Here is a 19,031-nt window from a genome sequence, read left to right as displayed (position 1 = left end):
GTTTTGATAGCGCATTCAAAAATGGCTAATCGTGCTGCTGGATTTTGGAAGCAATCCATGCGTCGGACCGCTGTTTCATATCCCGCAATGCCTCATCCACACTCCATTCTCCGAGAAATGCCTTAGTTACATCCTCGTTGATCACCTGCAATATTTCCTTCTTGGCGACCGTAATGGTCGTCTCCGGGGTCACATACCGCGTATTAGGATCTTCGAACACCTGCTTGGCTTCCAGTTCATCCACTCCAGGCGCACTGTAAATCAATTGGTCTACCGATTGAACGACCTGGGGATCGGACAGTGCGGCCGCAGGCATCATCCCTTTGGGCGCCACCGTCTCATCCGGGCGGATCAGGCAATAAAATCGGATGAACTCAAACGCTTCCTTCGGATGCTTGCTGCTTCTCGGAATACTCATGTCGCTGAAGGTGATCGGGGAAACCGTAGGAGCATGAGCGTCAAGCCTTGGCATTTGCACGACCCCCATTTGGAAATCATGTTTATATTCAGGAAGACGGCTTCTCCATATATTATAAATCGGTTCAATAAACATCGCGAATTTGCCTTTGAAAAATAAACTGGTCCGATTCGTCCCTATGTCCAGCTTCTGCGCGGGAAATTCGGTTAAAGGCATGATGGATTCGTCCCTATTCTGCATATCGATAAAAAACTGGAGACTTTGCTTATAGCTGGGATGGTCAAAATTCGTTTCATGATCGTTCTTATACATCCCGTTTAGACCGAGCGTTTGAATGGCTAGCGTGCTCCAGCCGATGGTCGTGTCGAGCGGATAAATGACGGAGCCGTATATTTTATCCGGGCCCTCCCCCTTGGTTAAAAGCTTGGCGGTTTTCATAAAATCCTGCCAGGTCCAATCCGCTTTCGGATAAGGGACATGCGCTTCATCGAACAATTGTTTATTATAAAACACGGCAAATCTATTGACCCCGTAAGGAATGCTGTAATAATGCCCGTTGATTCGGGTTAAATCGGTAAGGGCCTTGCCGAAGGTTAGTTCATAATCGATATGGTTTTCTTCTAGAAAATCGTCGAGAGGCAAATACAAATTATTTTTCACCCTCTCCCTAAGGTCATCCGGACTGAACTGGGCGGTAACATCAATGGATTCGCCGGAAATAAGAAAAGAATTCACTTTGGAAGGAATATTGGAGGTGTTCGGAAACTGATGAAAGACCGCTTCAGTATTGGGATGCGACTTATTAAACGCTTCAAACGCCGGCTTCATGCCGGATTCTGCCGTCCAATGCCAAACATCAATTTTCACTTTATTTCGAGCAGCTGCCGGTTCATGCTGGTCAGCCAGCTTCTCGTCCGAGGAACATGCAGTTTCGAAAAGGAACATTATCAGAACGCTTGCTGCCAGAAGGGTAACTGGTTTAAGATTCATGGTCGCAAACTCCCTTTCCCTTGAGAAGAATCGATCCGCTTTCGTCTGCTGTTTATCTCATCGAGTAAGATTGGAATGAAATGGTACGTACAACCTTATTGTATCATAGGTCAAGGTGCAGATTCATCACGAATTTGTATGAACATCTGTACTTTTTTGACGGGCGGCGGTATTGTCTTCGAGCCGCGTAAAACGGCAGAAACTCGGACAAAAGTCCGAGTCTGGCCGTTTCATTTACTCTTATTCCTCATCCTTATAAATTCGGATGATATTATATTTGGAACTGTCCAGCGCCGGTCGCTACCCGGGGTCTTGAGGTACAGTCAGAATCCCGTTCACCGGTTCGGGCGCATATTTGAAATAACGGTTTCGGTCGGGAATGACCTGATATAAATATTCCGTAAACGGAGATAAGGCTTCGGACTGGGCGGCTACAATCTGCGCCGCTGCCAGAACCATATGACCGTGCGGAACTACCTTGACGTTAGGATAGGAGGTTTCAACCATCTTGCAGATGGCGATCGATTCGGAAATGCCGCCGCACCATTCCGGATCGCATTGAACATAATCCAGCAGTCCTTTATCCAGATACGGCTTCAGGCTCCACCGGGTATAAAGGTGCTCTCCACCGGCCAGCACCGCCGTTGGATTGGCTTGTTTAATGCTCTCATAGCCTTCAATATCGTCCGGGGACACCGGCTCCTCGATCCAAACCGGGCGGTAAGGGAGCATTTCTTTAACCTGCTCGTTCAGCCAGGACAGTCTTCGCTTTCTAGTGGACGGGTCGTCCAGCTGATCGCTTAACCGGCTTAGGTCATACATCACCTGCGCGTCCTGCGGCAAAGTCCGGCGAAGCGCTTCCATGATGTTGAGATTGTTCTTGACTCCCGCTGCTTCTACCGGCCTGTGGGGCAGGAAGCATTTATGCCGCTTGAAGCCTTTCTCATACCAAGGAACTGCCTTGTCCAGCGCCTCTTGAGGCGTTTTGCTTCCCATGCAGCTGACGTAAGCGTCGAGCTCGGTGCGCCCGCCCTGCAGCAGCTGATGTACCGGCTTGCCGCTCGCCTTGCCGCGCAAATCCCATATGGCGATATCGATTGCGCTGAAGGCCGTAATGATTTCCCCCGTTGCGGAATGTCTGGACGTCCGGTGCGAACGCCAAATGTTGTCACCGGTCAGTGGGTCTTTGCCGTGCTCGTACGAAGTTAGCGGATGCTCCGGATAGACGGCATCCCATAAGGAAGCAAACTCGATTTCGGGATCAAAAATGCTGCGTTTTGCAAGAAATTGGTTAAATACATGAAGCCGGTTTTTAACGGCAAGAAACTGATACTGCCCGTCCAAAGGACCGGCATGCCCCGTTAATCCGTCGTAGCACACAATTTCCACGTACCTGTGTTCATTTTGCTGGTTATGATCGGCTATTTCGATGATTCTGACTTCCTGAATGGTCGATTCAGCATCCCTTGTCATATGAAAGCGCCTCCTTTTATTCCCAAAAAATGATCATCATTTTGAACCAAGTTTATCAAATTGAATCGTGTTGTCAAGAGTAAAAAAATAAGCCGCAAGGAATGCGGCAAATCAAGGGATTCTATGACAGCCTATAGAAGGACGGCTCCGCTTGTAAAACGTGACACCGCTAAAGCTTATACAGGCTTGTGACTATAGCAGTTCAGCTTCAGCAATACGACAGACGCCTTCGGAACGGTAACTGTCAGCTCCGAGCCTGCCGGAGCGATAGCTTGCTCCACCGGAGTCACTTTATACGGCTCTTCGAACGAATTGCCATCCTTAGGACTCGGGGAGGATAAGACGTGCATCGTCCCCGTGCCTGTGTATTGCCCCGCATACAAATGGATCAGCACGTCCTGGTCATCTTCGACGGACAGGTTCGCAAGCGTCACCGCCAGCACATCGTCTTTGACGGAGGCAGAGCAGGAAATGGCCGGAATTTCGTACGATTCTCCTTCTATCGTGTAAGTGATGTGCTTGCCTTCTACTTCCGTTTGTAGGCTTGCCGCGTTCTGATGCACTTTGTACATATCGAACACGTAATAGCTTGTCGTCGCCACACAGGCGCTGCCCTTCGCAAGAAACAAGGAATGGATGCAGTTGACCAGCTGGGCCACATTGGCCATGACCACCTTATCGCAATGGCGGTTGAATATATTCAAGGTAAGCGCCGCCAGCACCGCCTCACGCATCGTGCCGGCCTGCTCATACAAATATTTGCCAGGCTGCGGATGCTTGCCGTACAGCTGGTGCCACACTCCCCACTCATCGACGACAAGTCCAACCGGATGCGCAGGCAGGGCGGCTTGCAGCATCGCATACTGCGATTGGAGGAACGGTTCGATGTCCAGCCCGACCCGCATCATTTCATACCACTGCGGGCCGGTATATTCGAGCTCTGAGCCCATGGCTCCCGTATTCGTCACATAGTAATGCAGCGAGTACCCGTACATCGGTGCGATGCGCCCAACCGTATACATTTCCTTATATTTGGCCCAAAATTTCTCCGTCCATTCGGGAATGCCCTCGTACGGTCCGCAGGCGATAAACTGAAGCTCCGGTCCAACGCTTTTGCTGATGATCGCATATTTTCTGTAAATATGGCAGTAATCCTCAGGCGTCATGCAGCCGCCGCCGCCCCAGTTTTCGTTGCCGAGCCCCCAGTACTTTACGTTAAAAGGCTCCGGGCTTCCGTTCTTCTCCCGCTTCAGCGCAAGCGTAGTCATCCCCTGCTCCATATTGCAGTATTCTATCCAGTTTCTAGCCTCCAGCACGGTTGTGGTGGTCGCATTGACGGCAAAGTAGGGCTCGGCACTGACTAGCCTGCAAAACTCGACAAATTCATGGGAGCCCACCTGGTTCGATTCGATCTTGCCGTCGTTCATATACCACCAGTTGACCGTGACGGGACGCTGCTCCCTCGGGCCGATGCCGTCTCTCCAGTCATATGTCTCCGCGAAGCAGCCTCCCGGCCAGCGGATAACGGCCGGTTGAATCTCTTTCAATTTCTCAACAAGCTCTTGTCTGAAGCCTTTTATATTCGGGATGTCGGAATCCTCGCCTACCCAGATGCCGTCATAGACGACTCCGCCCAGGTGCTCCACGAAATGCCCGTAAATATGGGGATGAATGCGCCCAATCTCCTCGTCCAGCCGAATGCCGATTTGTATCATCCTGACCCCCCGCGCTTACCATCTGGGAGCTAAAGGGAAGGGACATACCCTGCCCTTTAGCTTCGTCCGTATTTGAACGAGACAACCGCAATATTTGCAGGTACCCCCGAGGGTGTAGCCCGTGCAGCTCAGGCATTGAGCAAGCCGACGGCCGCTCGTTTCCTCATCGACAAGCTCCATATGCCGTGAGTCCGACAGCATTTGCAGCATGGCCTCTATTTTCTCGGGCGCAACCGTTACCGTTTCAGAGCAATCCTTGCACGGCCCTTGCTTTGCCATATCGGACATCTCTCCTTCCGATTACTCGATCGTCAGCACAACGACGGACATCGGCGGAATATCCGCGTGAAACCCTTGTTCATTCAGCTGAACGCCGGTAAATGCTTCAGGCTTTACCTGCTCCGGATGCTCGAATGAATTGAAGCTGTTCATCGAGGACGAGACCAATACCCGGCCGGTGACCTGCTTACCTGCAAATGCTCCCGTATCGCAATCCACCGGCGCTGCATTTCCCGGATCCGTGTTGCAGAGAGTCATATTCAGTCTGCCTGCAGCATCGACGGAAGCGGATACGCTTAGCTGCGGCACTTCTTCCCCGTTGAACGTATAGGTGCCGCATTGAATTTCAACCGGCTGCAGCACCGCATCCATATGTACCTTAAACATCTCAAACACATGATAGGTAGGCGTCAGAATCATTTTCTCCCCTTCGGTTAAAATAACCGCCTGCAGCACATTGATCGTCTGAGCGATATTCGCCATTCTTACGCGGTCGCAGTGGTTATTGAAAATATTCAGACTGATCGCCGCAGACACGGCATCCCTCATCGTATTCTGCTGATAGAGGAATCCCGGATTAGTGCCCGGTTCCACATCAAACCAGGTCCCCCACTCGTCGATGATCAGCGCAACTTTCTTCTCGGGATCATACTTATCCATAATGGCCGAGTGCTTCGCTACCAGCTCTTCTGTGAAATAGGCGGCCTTCATAATGCCGAACCATTCGCTCTCGTCAAACTCGACAGCCTGGCCTCTGACAGCCTTCGGATCTTTGAGATAAATCCGGTTTCCATCCGGATTCTCAATAACAATGCTGTGGTCTCTCAGCCTCGTGTAGTAGTGAAGCGCCAGTCCGTCCATGAAATGCCCCGCCTCGCGCATAAGCACTTCCGTCCAATGATAATTATCCCCTCTCGGGCCGGCGGCAATTTTATAGATGGAATTGTCCCCGTAATCCCTTACATACGTGCTGTATTGTCTGTACAAATCCGCATAATATTCGGCTCTCATCCGCCCGCCGCAGCCCCAGTTTTCATTGCCAACCCCGAAATACGTCAGCTGCCACGGCTTTTCCCTTCCGTTCGCTTTTCGCAGATCGGCCATCGGCGACTCGCCGTCGAACGTCATATATTCGACCCACTGCTGCATTTCATATACCGTTCCGCTTCCGACATTCCCGCAAATATACGGCTCGGTCTCCAGCATTTCGCACAGATCGAAAAATTCGTGTGTCCCGAAATGGTTATTCTCCACGACGCCGCCCCAGTGCGTATTGATCATTCGGGCTCTTTGTTCCTTCGGACCGATCCCTTCCTTCCAATGATACTCATCGGCAAAGCATCCGCCCGGCCAGCGCAATATCGGGATATTCAAGTTTTTCAACGCCTGAACGACGTCATTGCGGATGCCCCGCGTATGAGGAATGCCGGAATCTTCGCCGACCCAAATCCCTTCATAGATACAACGGCCCAAGTGCTCCGCAAAATGCCCGTAAATATTGCGGTCGATTCGGTGAACCGCACCCTGCGTATTGATCTTAATGCTATTATTCATACTAACCAGCCTCCTGAAATAAATTGGTATATGATAGTTTAGCCCTTGACGCCGCCGGTGGATAAGCCTGAGATAAATGCCTTTTGATTAAACAAAAACAAGAGAATGACCGGAATAATGGCAAGTACAGCCCCGGCGATCAGCATATCGTAGTTGTTGCCGTAAGGCGACATCAGCGAGGCCAGCCCGATAGGAATTGTAAACATCGTATTGGTGCGCAGCACGATCAACGGCCATATAAAGCTGTTCCAGCTCTGCATCGCCAGCAGAATCCCCATCGCGCCGAAGGCCGGCTGCATCAAGGGCGCCATAATCCGGAAAAAGATGCCGAACTCCGAGCAGCCGTCGATCCTTCCCGCATCCATGAAGTCTTTGGAAATGCCCGTTACGTACTGCCGGAAGAAAAAGATCGCCATGGGCGACACGACAAAGGGCAGAATCACGCCGGCATACGTATTGATGATGCCCATTTTCACAATCAGCTTGTAAAGAGGAAGCATGAGAATTTCAAGCGGTATCATCATGACGAACAGCACCAGCGTGAAAATAACGTTTCTCCCTTTAAAGCTGTACGCCGCAAGGCCATAACCGACCAGGGAGGAAAGAAACAGCGAGAGCACGGTATGCAGCACAGTGATCCCGAGACTGTTCCTATACCAGAACATATACACGCTGCCTTTTCCCGAAAACAGAAGCTTGTAGTTGTCGAGGCTCATCAGGCTCGGAATGATCCTGAAATCCATTCCGTTTCGAAACAGCTCCTTGGAGCTCTTGAAGGAAGCCATAAACATGTAGTAAAGAGGGAAGAGGACGATAAAGCATACGATCAGGAAGAAAATAATCATCGATACGGTCAACAGCTTCTTCTTCAGCTTCGTATTCATCTCAGTCCTCCTCCTTCTTGAAAAGTCCGAACAGCTTTAGCTGCACCATATTTACGGTAAGAACGATCAAGAGCAGCGTAATGCCGATCGCCGAACCCATCCCCATGTCATTGCGCTGGAAGGCCTGCTGGTAAATAAACCTCACGATGGTAAGGCCGATATCCCCCGGCATCCCTTCGTTCCAGAATACGTAGCTTTCACCGAACATGCGGTACCCTTCAAAGATACCGATCGTCAAGGTGTAAATGATAATCGGCTTTAAGAGCGGCAGCGTGATCCAATAAAACCGGGTAAATCCATTGGCCCCGTCCATCTCGGCAGACTCATACAGCTCCTCGGGAATGCTCTGCAGCCCGGCAAGATAATACACCATATTAATACCGGCGACTCTCCATGTATTGAGAATGACCATCAGCATCATGCCCGTACCGTAGTTAAGAATCCAGTTTTGCGGTGAAATACCGAGCTTGCCTATAACCGAGTTGATCAGAGCCGTATCCGCTTCCCCGAACATAAGCCGGAAGGAAACGCCGGCCACGATTACGGACGTTAACGCCGGGATGAAAATAACGGACTTAAACAGCGTTCTTCCTTTGATCCATTTGGAATTCAGAAACACGGCGAACAGTATCGGAACCGGAATTAACAGCATGAGCGATAACAGGGTGTAGATCGTATTCGTTTTCAGCGCATTGAAGAAGTGTTCGTCAACCATTCTCCGATAATTGTCAAGACCGATAAATTTGGTGCTGGTCAGTCCCTGCACCTCTTGAAAGCTCATCGTGATTGTAGACGCTGTAGGGTACAAGAAGAAGATAAGAAACGTTAATACAAATGGCGATACAAAAAGATATGGAGCCACCTTTTGTGAATAAAGAAATCCTTTAAAGCTGAAGTTAGTCAAACCCGACACCTCCGTTTGCAAGAACGGCCGCCGAAACCGTTTACAATCATTTCTGCAGCCGCCCGTTTCCCTTTCCTCCGGCTCTTATTTCTTCTGCTTGCGGAGTTCATCGGCAGCTGCCTTTAAAGCCTGTTCAGGCGTTTGCGACTGGTCCTTCAACGATTTGAACATGACATTGGAATTGACCAGGTCTTGGGAAGCTGAGCTAAGTTCGCTCATATTCGGCGATTTAATCTCATCTTTCATATCCAGCAGCACATTGAATATTTTCTCATTGTTGAAGTAAGGATCAGGCTTCTGAAGCTCCGGATCGTTCCAGACATCCCATCGAATCGGATCGAATTTCAGCTCCTGCCAAATTCTTATATTGGATTCTTTGCTCAGCTTCGCGTAGGCGAGAAATTTCATCGCCAGCTCCTGGTTCTTGCTTTGTTTGGTGACGGCCGTGCCGGTTCCCCCCATGCCTGCGGATCTGACATTGCCCTGCTCCCATACGGGCATCGGACGGACCACGATTTTCCCCTTCAAATCAGGCATGTATTCCAGAAACCGGCTCATGTACCACATCGGCATGATCAGCGAAGCCGCTTCTCCCTTGTTCATATAAGTAAAAAATTCCTCTGCCCCCGTGTTCCCCCCTGGCATCGGAACAGCGATCTTATCCTTGTAAATCATATCCTTCATGGCCTGAAGGGTCTTCACATTGACTTCGTTATCAAGAATAACGTTTCCTTTCTCATCCAAATAATCGGAGCCTCTCTGCACGATCATCGGCCAGAACGGCCGTTGTCCCGTTACCTCGAAAGCGGTCATCGTTTTTCCTGTGGCTGCGACCACTTTTTTACCCGCTTCAATATAATCCGCCCATGTCTTGATGTTATCCACGCTGACGCCGGCTTTATCCATCAGCTCTTTATTGTAGTAAACAACCGTGGCGCCGACATGAAAATCGATGCCGTAATATTTTCCGCCTTTACTGTAAATATCGAATCTCGACTGAATGAACTTATCCTTCTCCGGCTCGATAATTTTGTTCAGCTCTACCAGCTGGATATCGCCTTTCAGAAAGTTTTGGAAAAAGTTAATGTTAATATCGGCAATATCGGGCGCGCCCACGCCGGATTGCAGGGCAATTAACAATTTGTTGTGCATTTCTGCGTTCGGATACGTGTCGATCGACAATTCGATCGGCTGATCGGGATGGCTCTGATTCCAAAGCTCAGCGGTTTTTTCATAATATTTCTTATGCAGATCCTGGAACGTCCAAAGCGACAGCTTAACCGCCTTGCTTGAATCGGAGGATCCTCCTGTGGAGGACTCCGTTCCGTCGCCGCTGCAGCCTGACAAAACCGAAGCCAGCAGGAGCATAGAAGCGACCGCTGTAACCGATGCTTTTTTCATACAACCTTGACCCCCTTACGATATTTTGGTGGCGACAGCCTGTAACGTGAAAGCGCCTTCCACCTAGTTCTCATTATACAAGCGGCATTTCGCAGCCGAACTCCAATATTTTGTTCTCTACTACAAGATTTTGCTGTGTCCGGGCAGCGGAGGAATTCGTCTTATTTCCTGCAGGTCTGCTCGTATTCCAGGGGTGTCATGCCTGTCAGCTCCTTGAACACCTTGAAGAAGTAGTTGTAGTGCTTAAATCCGACCTGGCTGATGATTTCCTTCAGCTTTCGATCCCCATACTCAATAAACTGCTTCGCATGCTCAATCCGTACATGGTTCAAATATTCGGTAAAGCCCCTCCCGCACTCTTCCTTGAACAGCCTGCTCATATAGGAGCCGCTTACGCCAACGACATCTGCGGCATCCTGCAGGGAAATATCTCTCATGTAATTACGCTGTATGTATTCCATTGCCTTGTGGGTCATCTCGCTGTACGAGCCGCGGCATTTCATCCTGTGGAGGATGTCCATAAGCTTCTGATATAAATTCAGAATCCATGCTTTCATATCCATAAGAACCTCGTATTTCTGCATCAGATGATAAGGAATATCCCCGGCCGCATACAGCATCGACATTTCAATCCCGGCATCCTTTGACGCTTTCGTTACGATATTGATCAATTCCGCACAAATCATTTGGGTAGACTTGCTGCTCAGCCGCAAGCTCGAAATTTTATTGAAAACGTCTTCAATTAACCGCTGTACAACCTCATAATCCTGATTCTTCAAGGCAGCGTAAATTGCTTTTTCCTCCTTGATATCGAGACAGAAGAATCCTTCCTCCAGCTTGCCGCCGGCGCTTTCGATGAAGATCCCATTCTTGCCCTTATGAAACTTGTCCCTCAGCATGGATACCGCTTCCGCATAAGCGTGATGAAGCTGCATAATGTCCCCGCACCCATTGCTTACTCCGAAGCTGGCTGTAATATTCAAATATTTTTTGATCTCCGATCGGATCCGGTTCAGGAATGTATTGACCTGATTGTATGCATACATCCGGCTATGGGCAGGTCCCAGCGACAAAATCATCGCAAATTTTCCACTGCCCGTATGAATCGTAACGGAGCCTTCCCAATCGTTGAGGATTTCATTGGATATATCGAGAAAGGTTTGGATCAATACATCGACTTCCTTCGGGCTGAACCTCTCCTCAATAAACCGAAAATCGTCAATCTCCGCTGCCGTCACCACCAGGTTCTCCGTACCGAGACGGATGTCCAGCGATTTCATTTGGCTTAATAGCTGCTCGCGGTCCGGCAGGCTTCTGTCCAGGAGGCTTTTCATAAACTCTTGACGCAGGATACCTTTATGAAGGGTAAGCTCTTGATCGATTTCATTTTGTTTGTCGCGTTCGCTTTTTACTGCAAGGATAGAACGCTCTGCGCTTTTCAATAGGTCAAGCAGTACAGGAGCCGTCAGCCGATGTTTCAGCACATAATCCATTGCTCCCCGTTTCATGCTGTGACGCACATAATCAAAATCGTCATATGCGCTTAGCACGATAACTCTGACCTGCGGATACTCCCTTTCCAGCTGCTCGATCAGCCCGAGTCCATTCATTCCGGGCATGTTGATGTCCGTGATGACGATATCGGGAATGTCCTTCTCTATCAGCTGCATGGCGTGAATGCCGTTGTGCGCTTCTCCGGATATATAAAACCCATAGGTTTCCCAATGAAGCATCGATTTCAAATCCGTGCGCGAAATCGCGTGATCATCGACTATAAGCACCTTCAGCATATTGTCCGATGTCCTCCTCTCCCAGGGCAGGCAAAGTGATTTCAACGGTTGTGTACATATGAGGAATGCTTTGAATGGCAATTCCATATTTATCTCCGAAATACAGCTTGATTCGTTCATCCACATTCCGAATGCCGATCCCGCTCAGCCCGTATTTGTTATTGGCGGATGCGTCCCGCATGAGACGGTTCAGCGTATTATCGTTCATCCCGATCCCGTTATCGGTGACACTTATTTTCAGCTCTTCGCCGACCCTGTAGCCTTTTATAATAATCAAGCCTTGGCCTTCCATAGGCTCAATGCCGTGAAGCAAACAATTCTCTACTATCGGCTGAAGCATAAATTTCAGGATGCGGCAGTCAAGAATGCCCTCTTCCAATTCGTAATGAACCCTGAATTTATCGTAATCCCGGTAAGCCATTATATTTAAATAATCTTTGACATATTCGATTTCTTCCCGTATGGTGATCAGCACGCTTCCTTTTCCCATACATGCGTGAAGCAGCTGAATGAGGGAAGTCATAATGCTGGAGATGCTCTCGGCCTTTTGCATATTGGCAAGCCATCTGACGGTGTTCAAGGAATTGGAAAGAAAATGCGGGTTAATTTGGGCCTGCAGCGTCTTCAGCTCCGCAGCCCTTTTCAATTTTTCCTTCTTCGTTACCTCGTCGATAAGAAATTTCAGCTCTGCCACCATATGATTAAAGTTGGTCGCCGCCTTGCCCAGCTCGTCGCTGCTGCTATCTTCAATCCGGGTGACCAATTTGCCGATTTTTACATTATTCATCGAGTTCACCAAATGCTTTAAAGGCTTGGAAATGCTTTTGGATACGTAATAAGACAGAACCAGCGCAAGTAAAAAGCAGAGGATTCCCAAAAATATAATATAAATACTTGTCTTTACCGACTCGGCGTTCAAATAAGCAAACGGAATAATGCTGACGACATACCAATCCGCACCGGGAATATAATTGTAGGCAATCAAATTTCGTTTTCCTGAAACGGTGCTGTTGAATGAATACGTATCGTTGTGCTTGTTTAATTTCAGCTCTTCGATCAGCGAGGGATCACGGTACGGCTTGGCTGCTGCAATTTCCGGATTTTGACTCGAGATGACCGTCCCGTCGCCATTGATGATGAAAATGTCCGAGCCTTGCCCAAGATTGGTATTCTTGAATTTTTTCAAAATATGCTTTTCATCGATTCTCATGACGATATAGCCGATCGGAAGCCCATTGAACGATTTAAAGCTTCGAGCCAGCAAAATCCCCACTTTCCCGTAATTGGCGACTCGATAGTTCGAATATCTTGCATTTTGTTCGTCTTCTATGCTCTCGATCGTCCAGAAGGGAACCCCGTTATTCAAATCCATCTGCTCAAACAGACGGTTTGAAAAATCGTCGGTAAGGTTGAACTTAAAGCTGACATCCCCGTAAGCAATCATTTTTTCCTTATTTCTGGTGTAGACAAGAATGTCCGAGACGCTGCGAATAAAGGAAAACCGTTTCGCCATCGTATTTTGTATTTTTAACTCCGTATCGTTTCTCTTCCATTCATCCATCGTATCTAATTCCGTCAATGCAGCTTGGATCATATCGGAGAATGCGATGTCCACACTGTCGTTTTCGAGCTTGACCAGCTCGTTCTGAATATTTTCGCTGACCTGGTTCATGAGCTGGATGGAGGACGTGCTTATTTTCGTTTTTATCGCTTCGCTTGAAGTATAGTAAGCAAAAACACCCGTGATGAATAGAGGAATTAAGGAAAGAATAGCAAAAGAGATCACCAATCGGTTCTGAATATTCATTTTACGGATCCATCGGTTCAAGCTTGCGGCCATAATTTCCCCCTTTGCCCCGTCGCGGACGATAGCCGGCTTATTGATCCATTTTATCCCGCTTGAAGGTCTTCATAAGCTCTTCTCTATATTCTGCTGCCATTTTCAAGTACGGTTCGGGGTCAATCCCCAATTGCGTGCAGTATTTGGTCAACGCCTGGAATACTTTCGTTTCGCTCTCCAATGCCACCTCGCTATCCGTTATTTCCTTTTTGACATCGAATTTAGGCTGCTCGGCCGCCTTGTTCTTTACGGCAATCTCTTTTTCCAAATACTCTATCCGCTTCATAAATAATTTGGCTTCCATAATAAATTCTTGAAACGTGCGCTGGGATCGCATCGCGCGGATTTCCAGCGTGTTCAGCCCGTCTTCTTTAAGCATATGCCGATAGTTCAATGCATTATATTTCGGATCGTCCTCCGAGTACCTTTTATAAACCTGATCTTCAATGACTTTGGCAAGCGACTTTATGGCCTCTTGTCCAATTTCTCTGTTGTCCCGGTCGAACTCGTGTATCACTTTGGCGAATTGCTCGCGCGCCTCTTTCGATTTCTGTGCAACTCTCGGCGCATTAACCGGATCATGCTCGAAAGCTTCCAGCGCGGCGGATTCGTTCTCGAAGTCCACGATAAAGTTTCGGAACAGCAATTCATTGCCTCCAAATGTGCTGTCTGCATCTAAATGAATGTGCCCGCCGCCAAAGCTGGCATCGGAATGCAGGCCCAGCTGCTGAGCGATGCCGAAAATATATTTGTTCACGCGGTTCGTAATCTTTTCACTTTCAGCTTTCTGCAAGGTCATCGGCTGCATCTGGATCTCAATGACGCCGGGATCGAGATTGATCTGGAACCACCATCCATCCTCAAAGGTGTACTTGTACACGTCCTCTTCTTCCGCATATTGATTTTTGGAGGTGGTTACATTGTGAGGCTCATCTATAATCCTGCTCACTTCGTCCTTCCAGTCATTTTTCTTGGCTATACTTTCTTCCAGCGCAACGCTTCCGTCGCCCTTCTTCTTCGCTTCCGCAATCATATTGGCATTGGTGAAGGTAAACTCCGTCCCAAACTGCATCGTATTGGATAAGTCTCCACGTTCGGTGAAGTCTCTCGGATGTTTAATTTCAATTGTTATCGCCAGACTTTCGCCTTTGCGCGAGGGATTATTATTGAATTTGCGGATAGTCAGCGTGTTCAACCCGGTATCAAGGGTCTGATCGAATTCTTCGGGGAGCTTCTTTTTGATTTTGATCTCCTTCTGCTTGCTCAGCACACTGGCAAAGGTATAATTCTCAAGCTCGGTTTGAGGGATCTCCACAACAATACGTTTGTTGTTATGCTTTTCCAAATCCTTATACACGGTCGATTGTTTGGGTTCGTTATAATCCAGATCTTTCTTCTGAATAAGCATGGTCTGCGCCGTGGAGGATGTCCGGGTGTCCGATTCAAGCATTTGGATAACCCTTTGATTGCCCAATTGACGCTGCATTTGCAGAATGCGCTGATTTAAGGGGGCGTTTAAAGAAAAAGAAGTGTCGTTTGCGGGAGTTTGTGTAGACATGGAGCTCTGTTCTTTGTTCACCTCGGACTTAGGCTGACGCGGGCTAAAATGAATCATACCTTCCCCCCTTGGATTACTGTTCAATAACTGGAACAACCGTCATAAGCTGCAGCCTTTATATGAATTTACTTATAGCACTTCCATTTTTTAGTCTAATACTTTTCTTCCCCGCCCTCAACTTTAATTTTGAGATTTCTGCGCAATCCGAGCTCTTTGGCTGCAGCCTAGATAATGTCTTTCTGACGTCACAAAAAATATAAGTTTTCTCTCCCAAATGGGGGATATACTTTTTCCGCAAACCGTTGTATTGTAGGTCTGAAGTTGTTTATTCGACAAAGCGGGAGGCGGTTTGACATTGTCTTGAGGTAAAGCTGCAGGGGTGACCAATATGGTAAATTTTAACTAGAGGGATGGAGTATATGAAACGTTTTATTTCATGCAGTACCACTATGGCTTTCGTTTTAATTTTTATGCTGTTAAGCGGATGCGTACAAAATAGCAGCAATGTAACGTTTGGATTCGATATTGACGTTGATTCAAAGCAAGTTTATATCAGATATGCAGATGGAACTACCGATCACGGAACCGACAACGGCTACAGCCAGACGGTTACAGTTACAACAGACAGCCAAAAATATATTGTCGGAGGTTTTCTCTACGACGGGAGCGTGAGCTGGGTACCCGAATATAACTACACGTTCGGCGGCTCCAGTGCTGTCAATGTGACTCTTAATACATATTCCAGGCCTTTAACTCCTGCGGTGCATGCCGTTAAAATAAATCAGCAGACTCATGGCAGCGATACTGATTTTGTTGATGTAACTTATGCTATTCTTGACGAAGCTCTCACGCCCGTAAATAATAGAACAGAGGTATTCGCCAAGTCCGACAATACTGTTTTTTCCAATACCGACCCTAAAGACAACAGCATTGTTAAAGTACAAACGGTGGTTGGCGGCTTCTCTTCTTATACGGAAAACGGAACGGTAACCTTCGTACTCAAACCTAACCCGGACTTGTCTCTGCCGCCGATTTCCTTATATTCCGGACCTCAAGCCTTGACGGAAATCGTAACGTACGACGGCAATGGCAGCACGGACGGCGATATTCCTGTGGATAACCATATGTATCAGTACGGCGATTTGGTTTCCGTCCTGGGCAATACGGGAGCTCTATCAAAGACAGGCTATACGTTTGCCGGATGGAATACGCTGCCGGACGGAACGGGAACGGATTACGCGGAAGGAGACACGTTTAACGCAGGTTCGGGCACGAAGAAGCTGTACGCCAAGTGGCAGTCAGCAAATGCTTTGTTATCCCATCTTGCCGTAGATCAAGGAACGTTAATTCAAGAATCGCCTTTAAATTATAGTGTCGGTGTGCCGTACCCGGTTACGAGTCTCGACATTTCCTTAACTCTGGGAGATCCTGGCCAGACACTCACGGCTACAGGCGCCACTTACAGCTCCGTAACGGGCAATGTATACAGCTATCACGTTTCAAACTTGCTTGTCGGGTCCAATCCGATCCAGGTTGTAGTAACTTCTCAGAATCTTATGCAAACTACGTATCATCTCACGGTGAACCGTGAACCCGCTGTGAGCGGCAATGCGGACTTGAGCGCTCTTATGCTGTCGAGCGGAAATGTTACGCCTGCCTTCGATTCGGGGACGACGGAATATACTTCCACCGTGCCTAACGGTGTAACCACTCTTACGGTAACGGCGAACACGGCGGACAGCAGCGCGACGATAACCGTGAACGGAGCGATTGCAGTAAGCGGTCAAGCTAGCGATGCCGTTAACCTGAACGTAGGTTCCAACCCGATCACGCTCGTAGTGACGGCTCTGAACGGAACAACGAAAACGTACACGGTAACCGTTACGCGTTCAGCTCCATCTTCCCATCGCAGCAGCAATGGCGGCTCTGCATCTTCTGCCCCGGCCGCCTCGACAGACGGCATATTGACGCTGCCCGTCGGCAAATCGGGTGAGGTCAGTCTGGAGGATGCCGTCAAGATCGTGATTCCAGCCGATGCTTCGGATAAAGAGCTGCAATTAGCGATAACCGAAGTCTCGGATTCGCAGAAGCTAATTACGAGCAAAGACGTGCTGGCCAGTCCGGTATTTGAAATTTTGAAAAACTTCTCGGAGAACTTCAGCAAGGAGATCACTCTGACCTTCGCATTTGATCCGAGTCGTTTGACGAACGGGCAAAAGCCTTCCGTATTCTATTATGACGAGACGAAGCAGGCTTGGGTAGAAATCGGCGGCGAGGTAACCGGCAATTATATTAGCATAAATGTTAACCATTTTACGAAGTTTGCCGTATTCGGCATTGGTCAAAAGCCGGATTCGGAAGCAGGCACGAAGCAGCAGCCGGTCAGCTTCAGCGATATTTCCGGCCATTGGGCCGAAGCAAGCATTAAGAAAGCGGTAAGCGCGGGCATGGTCAGCGGCTATCCGGACGGCACGTTCCAGCCGGACCGCACCGTAACGCGCGCGGAATTTGCAGTCATGCTGCTGAATGCGCTCCAGCTGCATGGGGACGGCGCACCGCTGACGTTCACCGATAAAGCGAACATCGGCGCATGGGCGCAAAAATCGGTCGCGCAGGCGGTCGAGGCGGGCATTATCAGCGGCTACGAGGACGGCTCCTTCGGCCCGGATCGCGAAATCACTCGTCCGGAGATGGCTATGATGGCAGCGAAGGCGTTGGGCGAATCAGAATCCGGCCTTACGGAAACGGCAACAGGCTTCGCCGACGACAAGGACATCCAGGCCTGGGCGAAAAGCTCCGTAGCAGCCATGAAAAAGCTAGGGATCATTGAAGGCAAGGACGGCAACCAATTTGCTCCCGGCAATAAAACTACAAGAGCCGAGGCGGTAACCGTACTGCTCAAACTGACAGCGCAACAGGGCAAGTAAAGAACTAATAAAAGAATCGCAAAAGAGGCTGCTTCGAATCTCATTCGAGGCAGCCTTCAATGCGAAACAGCGATTTTTCTCCTGAACCATCCGATCAGCAGCACCAGGCAGGGAATCGCTATTAAATGCATCATAGCATACCCTACCCATACTTTTTGGATGACGTTCGCAATATAGACCGTATTGATATACGTATTCCAGACCACGACGATAAATATGACGGATAACGGATAAATAAAAGGCGTCTGCTCCTTAAGTCCCCCGATCGACCGCAGGCCTTGAAGAATCGAGAGAAACAGCAAGGAGATCTTGATGAAAAAGGTCAGCACCCAGATCGTTATCAGGATTCCCTCCACCCGCTGAAAAAAATTGCCGACATTGATCGTTTTCGCCAGGGCGAAAGCAGGAAACGTACTGTTTTCCGTTTGTTCGATGCCAAGCACCAGCACACTGAGCAGCACGATCACCAGAAGCACCATTCCTCCCGCGATAGTCCCCAAGACTAATACCCGCTCCCCTTCTTTCTTCTTGTTTACCAGCGAAACAAAGGTCAGCATGACAACCAGCTCCTGAAACATGGACGAATGAATTCCCGCTTTCATGACAGGAGTCCAGCCTTCTCCGCAGCTCGGCCAGCACCTCCTCATCGCATATCCCCTGCATGTACATGATAAAGACCTGCGTATTGGTTTCGGTACCGATTTTGCGCTGCTCCAGCCGCAGCTTCCGGTTCTGGATCCGCCGTCTGACCAGCGCCGTATTCTCGCGAAGCGATTAGGTAAAGCCCTCCCTCGGGCCCCTCACGACCGACTGGGAGGTCGCCTCTTCAACACCGCGCTGTTTTAGCGCCTCCGTGCCCGCATACAGGACTTTTCTAAGTCCGTCAATATACAAAATGGTGCTGCCGCACAGCACTTTCTCTTCCAGCTCAATGATCGTTTCCGCTTCACCGATCTTCCCCATCAAGATCGTGCGCTTTTGGAGCAGCTGGAAAAGCTCCTCCGAGGACAGGCGCTGCCCCTCCGAATAGAAAGACATGTCCTGGTGCAGAGCTTCTAGCACTCCCTGCGGGTTCGCCAAGCCTTCGATATATATAATCACCATCGGTTTAAACCCTACGATGATTTCGCGGTAAACAATATCAGGGCTTTGTCCTAGGGCGTTTCTTGCCATGTCCATGAATTCAACGGTTGTGCCGGGTAAGGCTTCATGACCGGAGCAGCTGTTCATGTTATTCATCCCGATGTCAGCTCCTCAGCAAGCAAGATGTCCAAATACAGCGACGCGTGCCGCTGGTT

The 19,031-nt window shown here is 49.0% G+C and carries 13 protein-coding genes and 1 pseudogene; 1 reads left to right on the top strand and 13 read right to left on the bottom strand.

From position 1 onward, the window contains the following. Positions 1-25: 25 nt before the first annotated feature. The 11 genes from ACHHV8_RS13085 to ACHHV8_RS13035 all read right to left on the bottom strand — a co-directional run bounded on the left by ACHHV8_RS13085 (position 26) and on the right by ACHHV8_RS13035 (position 14,863). Positions 26-1,408 carry an ABC transporter substrate-binding protein gene (locus ACHHV8_RS13085; protein WP_395158646.1) on the bottom strand — a complete coding sequence of 461 codons (1,383 nt, stop codon included), beginning with the start codon at positions 1,406-1,408 and terminating at the stop codon, positions 26-28. 300 nt (positions 1,409-1,708) lie between these two features. Next, positions 1,709-2,881 carry a mandelate racemase/muconate lactonizing enzyme family protein gene (locus ACHHV8_RS13080; RefSeq protein WP_395158645.1) on the bottom strand — a complete coding sequence of 391 codons (1,173 nt, stop codon included), beginning with the start codon at positions 2,879-2,881 and terminating at the stop codon, positions 1,709-1,711. Between the two features lie 176 nt (positions 2,882-3,057). After that, positions 3,058-4,596: an alpha-N-arabinofuranosidase gene (locus ACHHV8_RS13075; protein WP_395158644.1), complete on the bottom strand. Its 1,539-nt coding sequence runs from the start codon at positions 4,594-4,596 to the stop codon at positions 3,058-3,060. Positions 4,597-4,611: 15 nt separating this feature from the next. Further along, positions 4,612-4,875, bottom strand: a complete 264-nt coding sequence (locus ACHHV8_RS13070) for a DUF6171 family protein (protein ID WP_395158643.1) — start codon at positions 4,873-4,875, stop codon at positions 4,612-4,614. Between the two features lie 21 nt (positions 4,876-4,896). Continuing rightward, positions 4,897-6,429, bottom strand: coding sequence for an alpha-N-arabinofuranosidase (locus ACHHV8_RS13065; RefSeq protein ID WP_395158642.1), 1,533 nt, complete (start codon positions 6,427-6,429; stop codon positions 4,897-4,899). A 38-nt stretch (positions 6,430-6,467) separates the two neighbouring features. Then, positions 6,468-7,313, bottom strand: a complete 846-nt coding sequence (locus ACHHV8_RS13060) for a carbohydrate ABC transporter permease (RefSeq protein ID WP_395158641.1) — start codon at positions 7,311-7,313, stop codon at positions 6,468-6,470. A gap of 1 nt (position 7,314) precedes the next feature. After that, on the bottom strand, positions 7,315-8,094 hold the full coding sequence (locus ACHHV8_RS13055; RefSeq protein ID WP_395158640.1) for a carbohydrate ABC transporter permease: 780 nt from the start codon (positions 8,092-8,094) through the stop codon (positions 7,315-7,317). A gap of 207 nt (positions 8,095-8,301) precedes the next feature. Then, the gene (locus ACHHV8_RS13050) at positions 8,302-9,618 is read right to left on the bottom strand and encodes an ABC transporter substrate-binding protein (protein ID WP_395158639.1); all 1,317 of its coding nucleotides are present in this window, start codon (positions 9,616-9,618) and stop codon (positions 8,302-8,304) included. 161 nt (positions 9,619-9,779) lie between these two features. Further along, a complete protein-coding gene (locus ACHHV8_RS13045) occupies positions 9,780-11,408 on the bottom strand; it encodes a response regulator (RefSeq protein WP_395158638.1) in 1,629 nt (542 codons plus the stop codon). After that, positions 11,383-13,248, bottom strand: a complete 1,866-nt coding sequence (locus ACHHV8_RS13040) for a cache domain-containing sensor histidine kinase (protein WP_395158637.1) — start codon at positions 13,246-13,248, stop codon at positions 11,383-11,385. The genes ACHHV8_RS13045 and ACHHV8_RS13040 overlap by 26 nt, the downstream gene beginning before the upstream one ends. 37 nt (positions 13,249-13,285) lie before the next feature. After that, positions 13,286-14,863: a hypothetical protein gene (locus ACHHV8_RS13035; RefSeq protein WP_395158636.1), complete on the bottom strand. Its 1,578-nt coding sequence runs from the start codon at positions 14,861-14,863 to the stop codon at positions 13,286-13,288. Between the two features lie 362 nt (positions 14,864-15,225). On the opposite strand from ACHHV8_RS13035, the gene ACHHV8_RS13030 reads away from it, so the two are divergent. Next, a complete protein-coding gene (locus tag ACHHV8_RS13030) occupies positions 15,226-17,733 on the top strand; it encodes an S-layer homology domain-containing protein (protein WP_395158635.1) in 2,508 nt (835 codons plus the stop codon). Between the two features lie 56 nt (positions 17,734-17,789). On the opposite strand, the gene ACHHV8_RS13025 is transcribed toward ACHHV8_RS13030, so the two are convergent. Together ACHHV8_RS13025 and ACHHV8_RS13020 are read right to left on the bottom strand one after the other, a co-directional pair. Further along, positions 17,790-18,380 carry a GerAB/ArcD/ProY family transporter gene (locus tag ACHHV8_RS13025; RefSeq protein WP_395158634.1) on the bottom strand — a complete coding sequence of 197 codons (591 nt, stop codon included), beginning with the start codon at positions 18,378-18,380 and terminating at the stop codon, positions 17,790-17,792. Positions 18,381-18,396: 16 nt separating this feature from the next. Then, positions 18,397-18,906 (bottom strand): annotated as a pseudogene (locus ACHHV8_RS13020) (spore germination protein); the annotation flags it as partial. Positions 18,907-19,031 lie beyond the last annotated feature (125 nt).

It is taken from the genome of Paenibacillus sp. TAB_01 (assembly GCF_043945595.1).
Classification (GTDB): Bacteria; Bacillota; Bacilli; order Paenibacillales; family NBRC-103111; genus Paenibacillus_S.
This window is presented reverse-complemented; position numbering and strand designations above follow the sequence as displayed.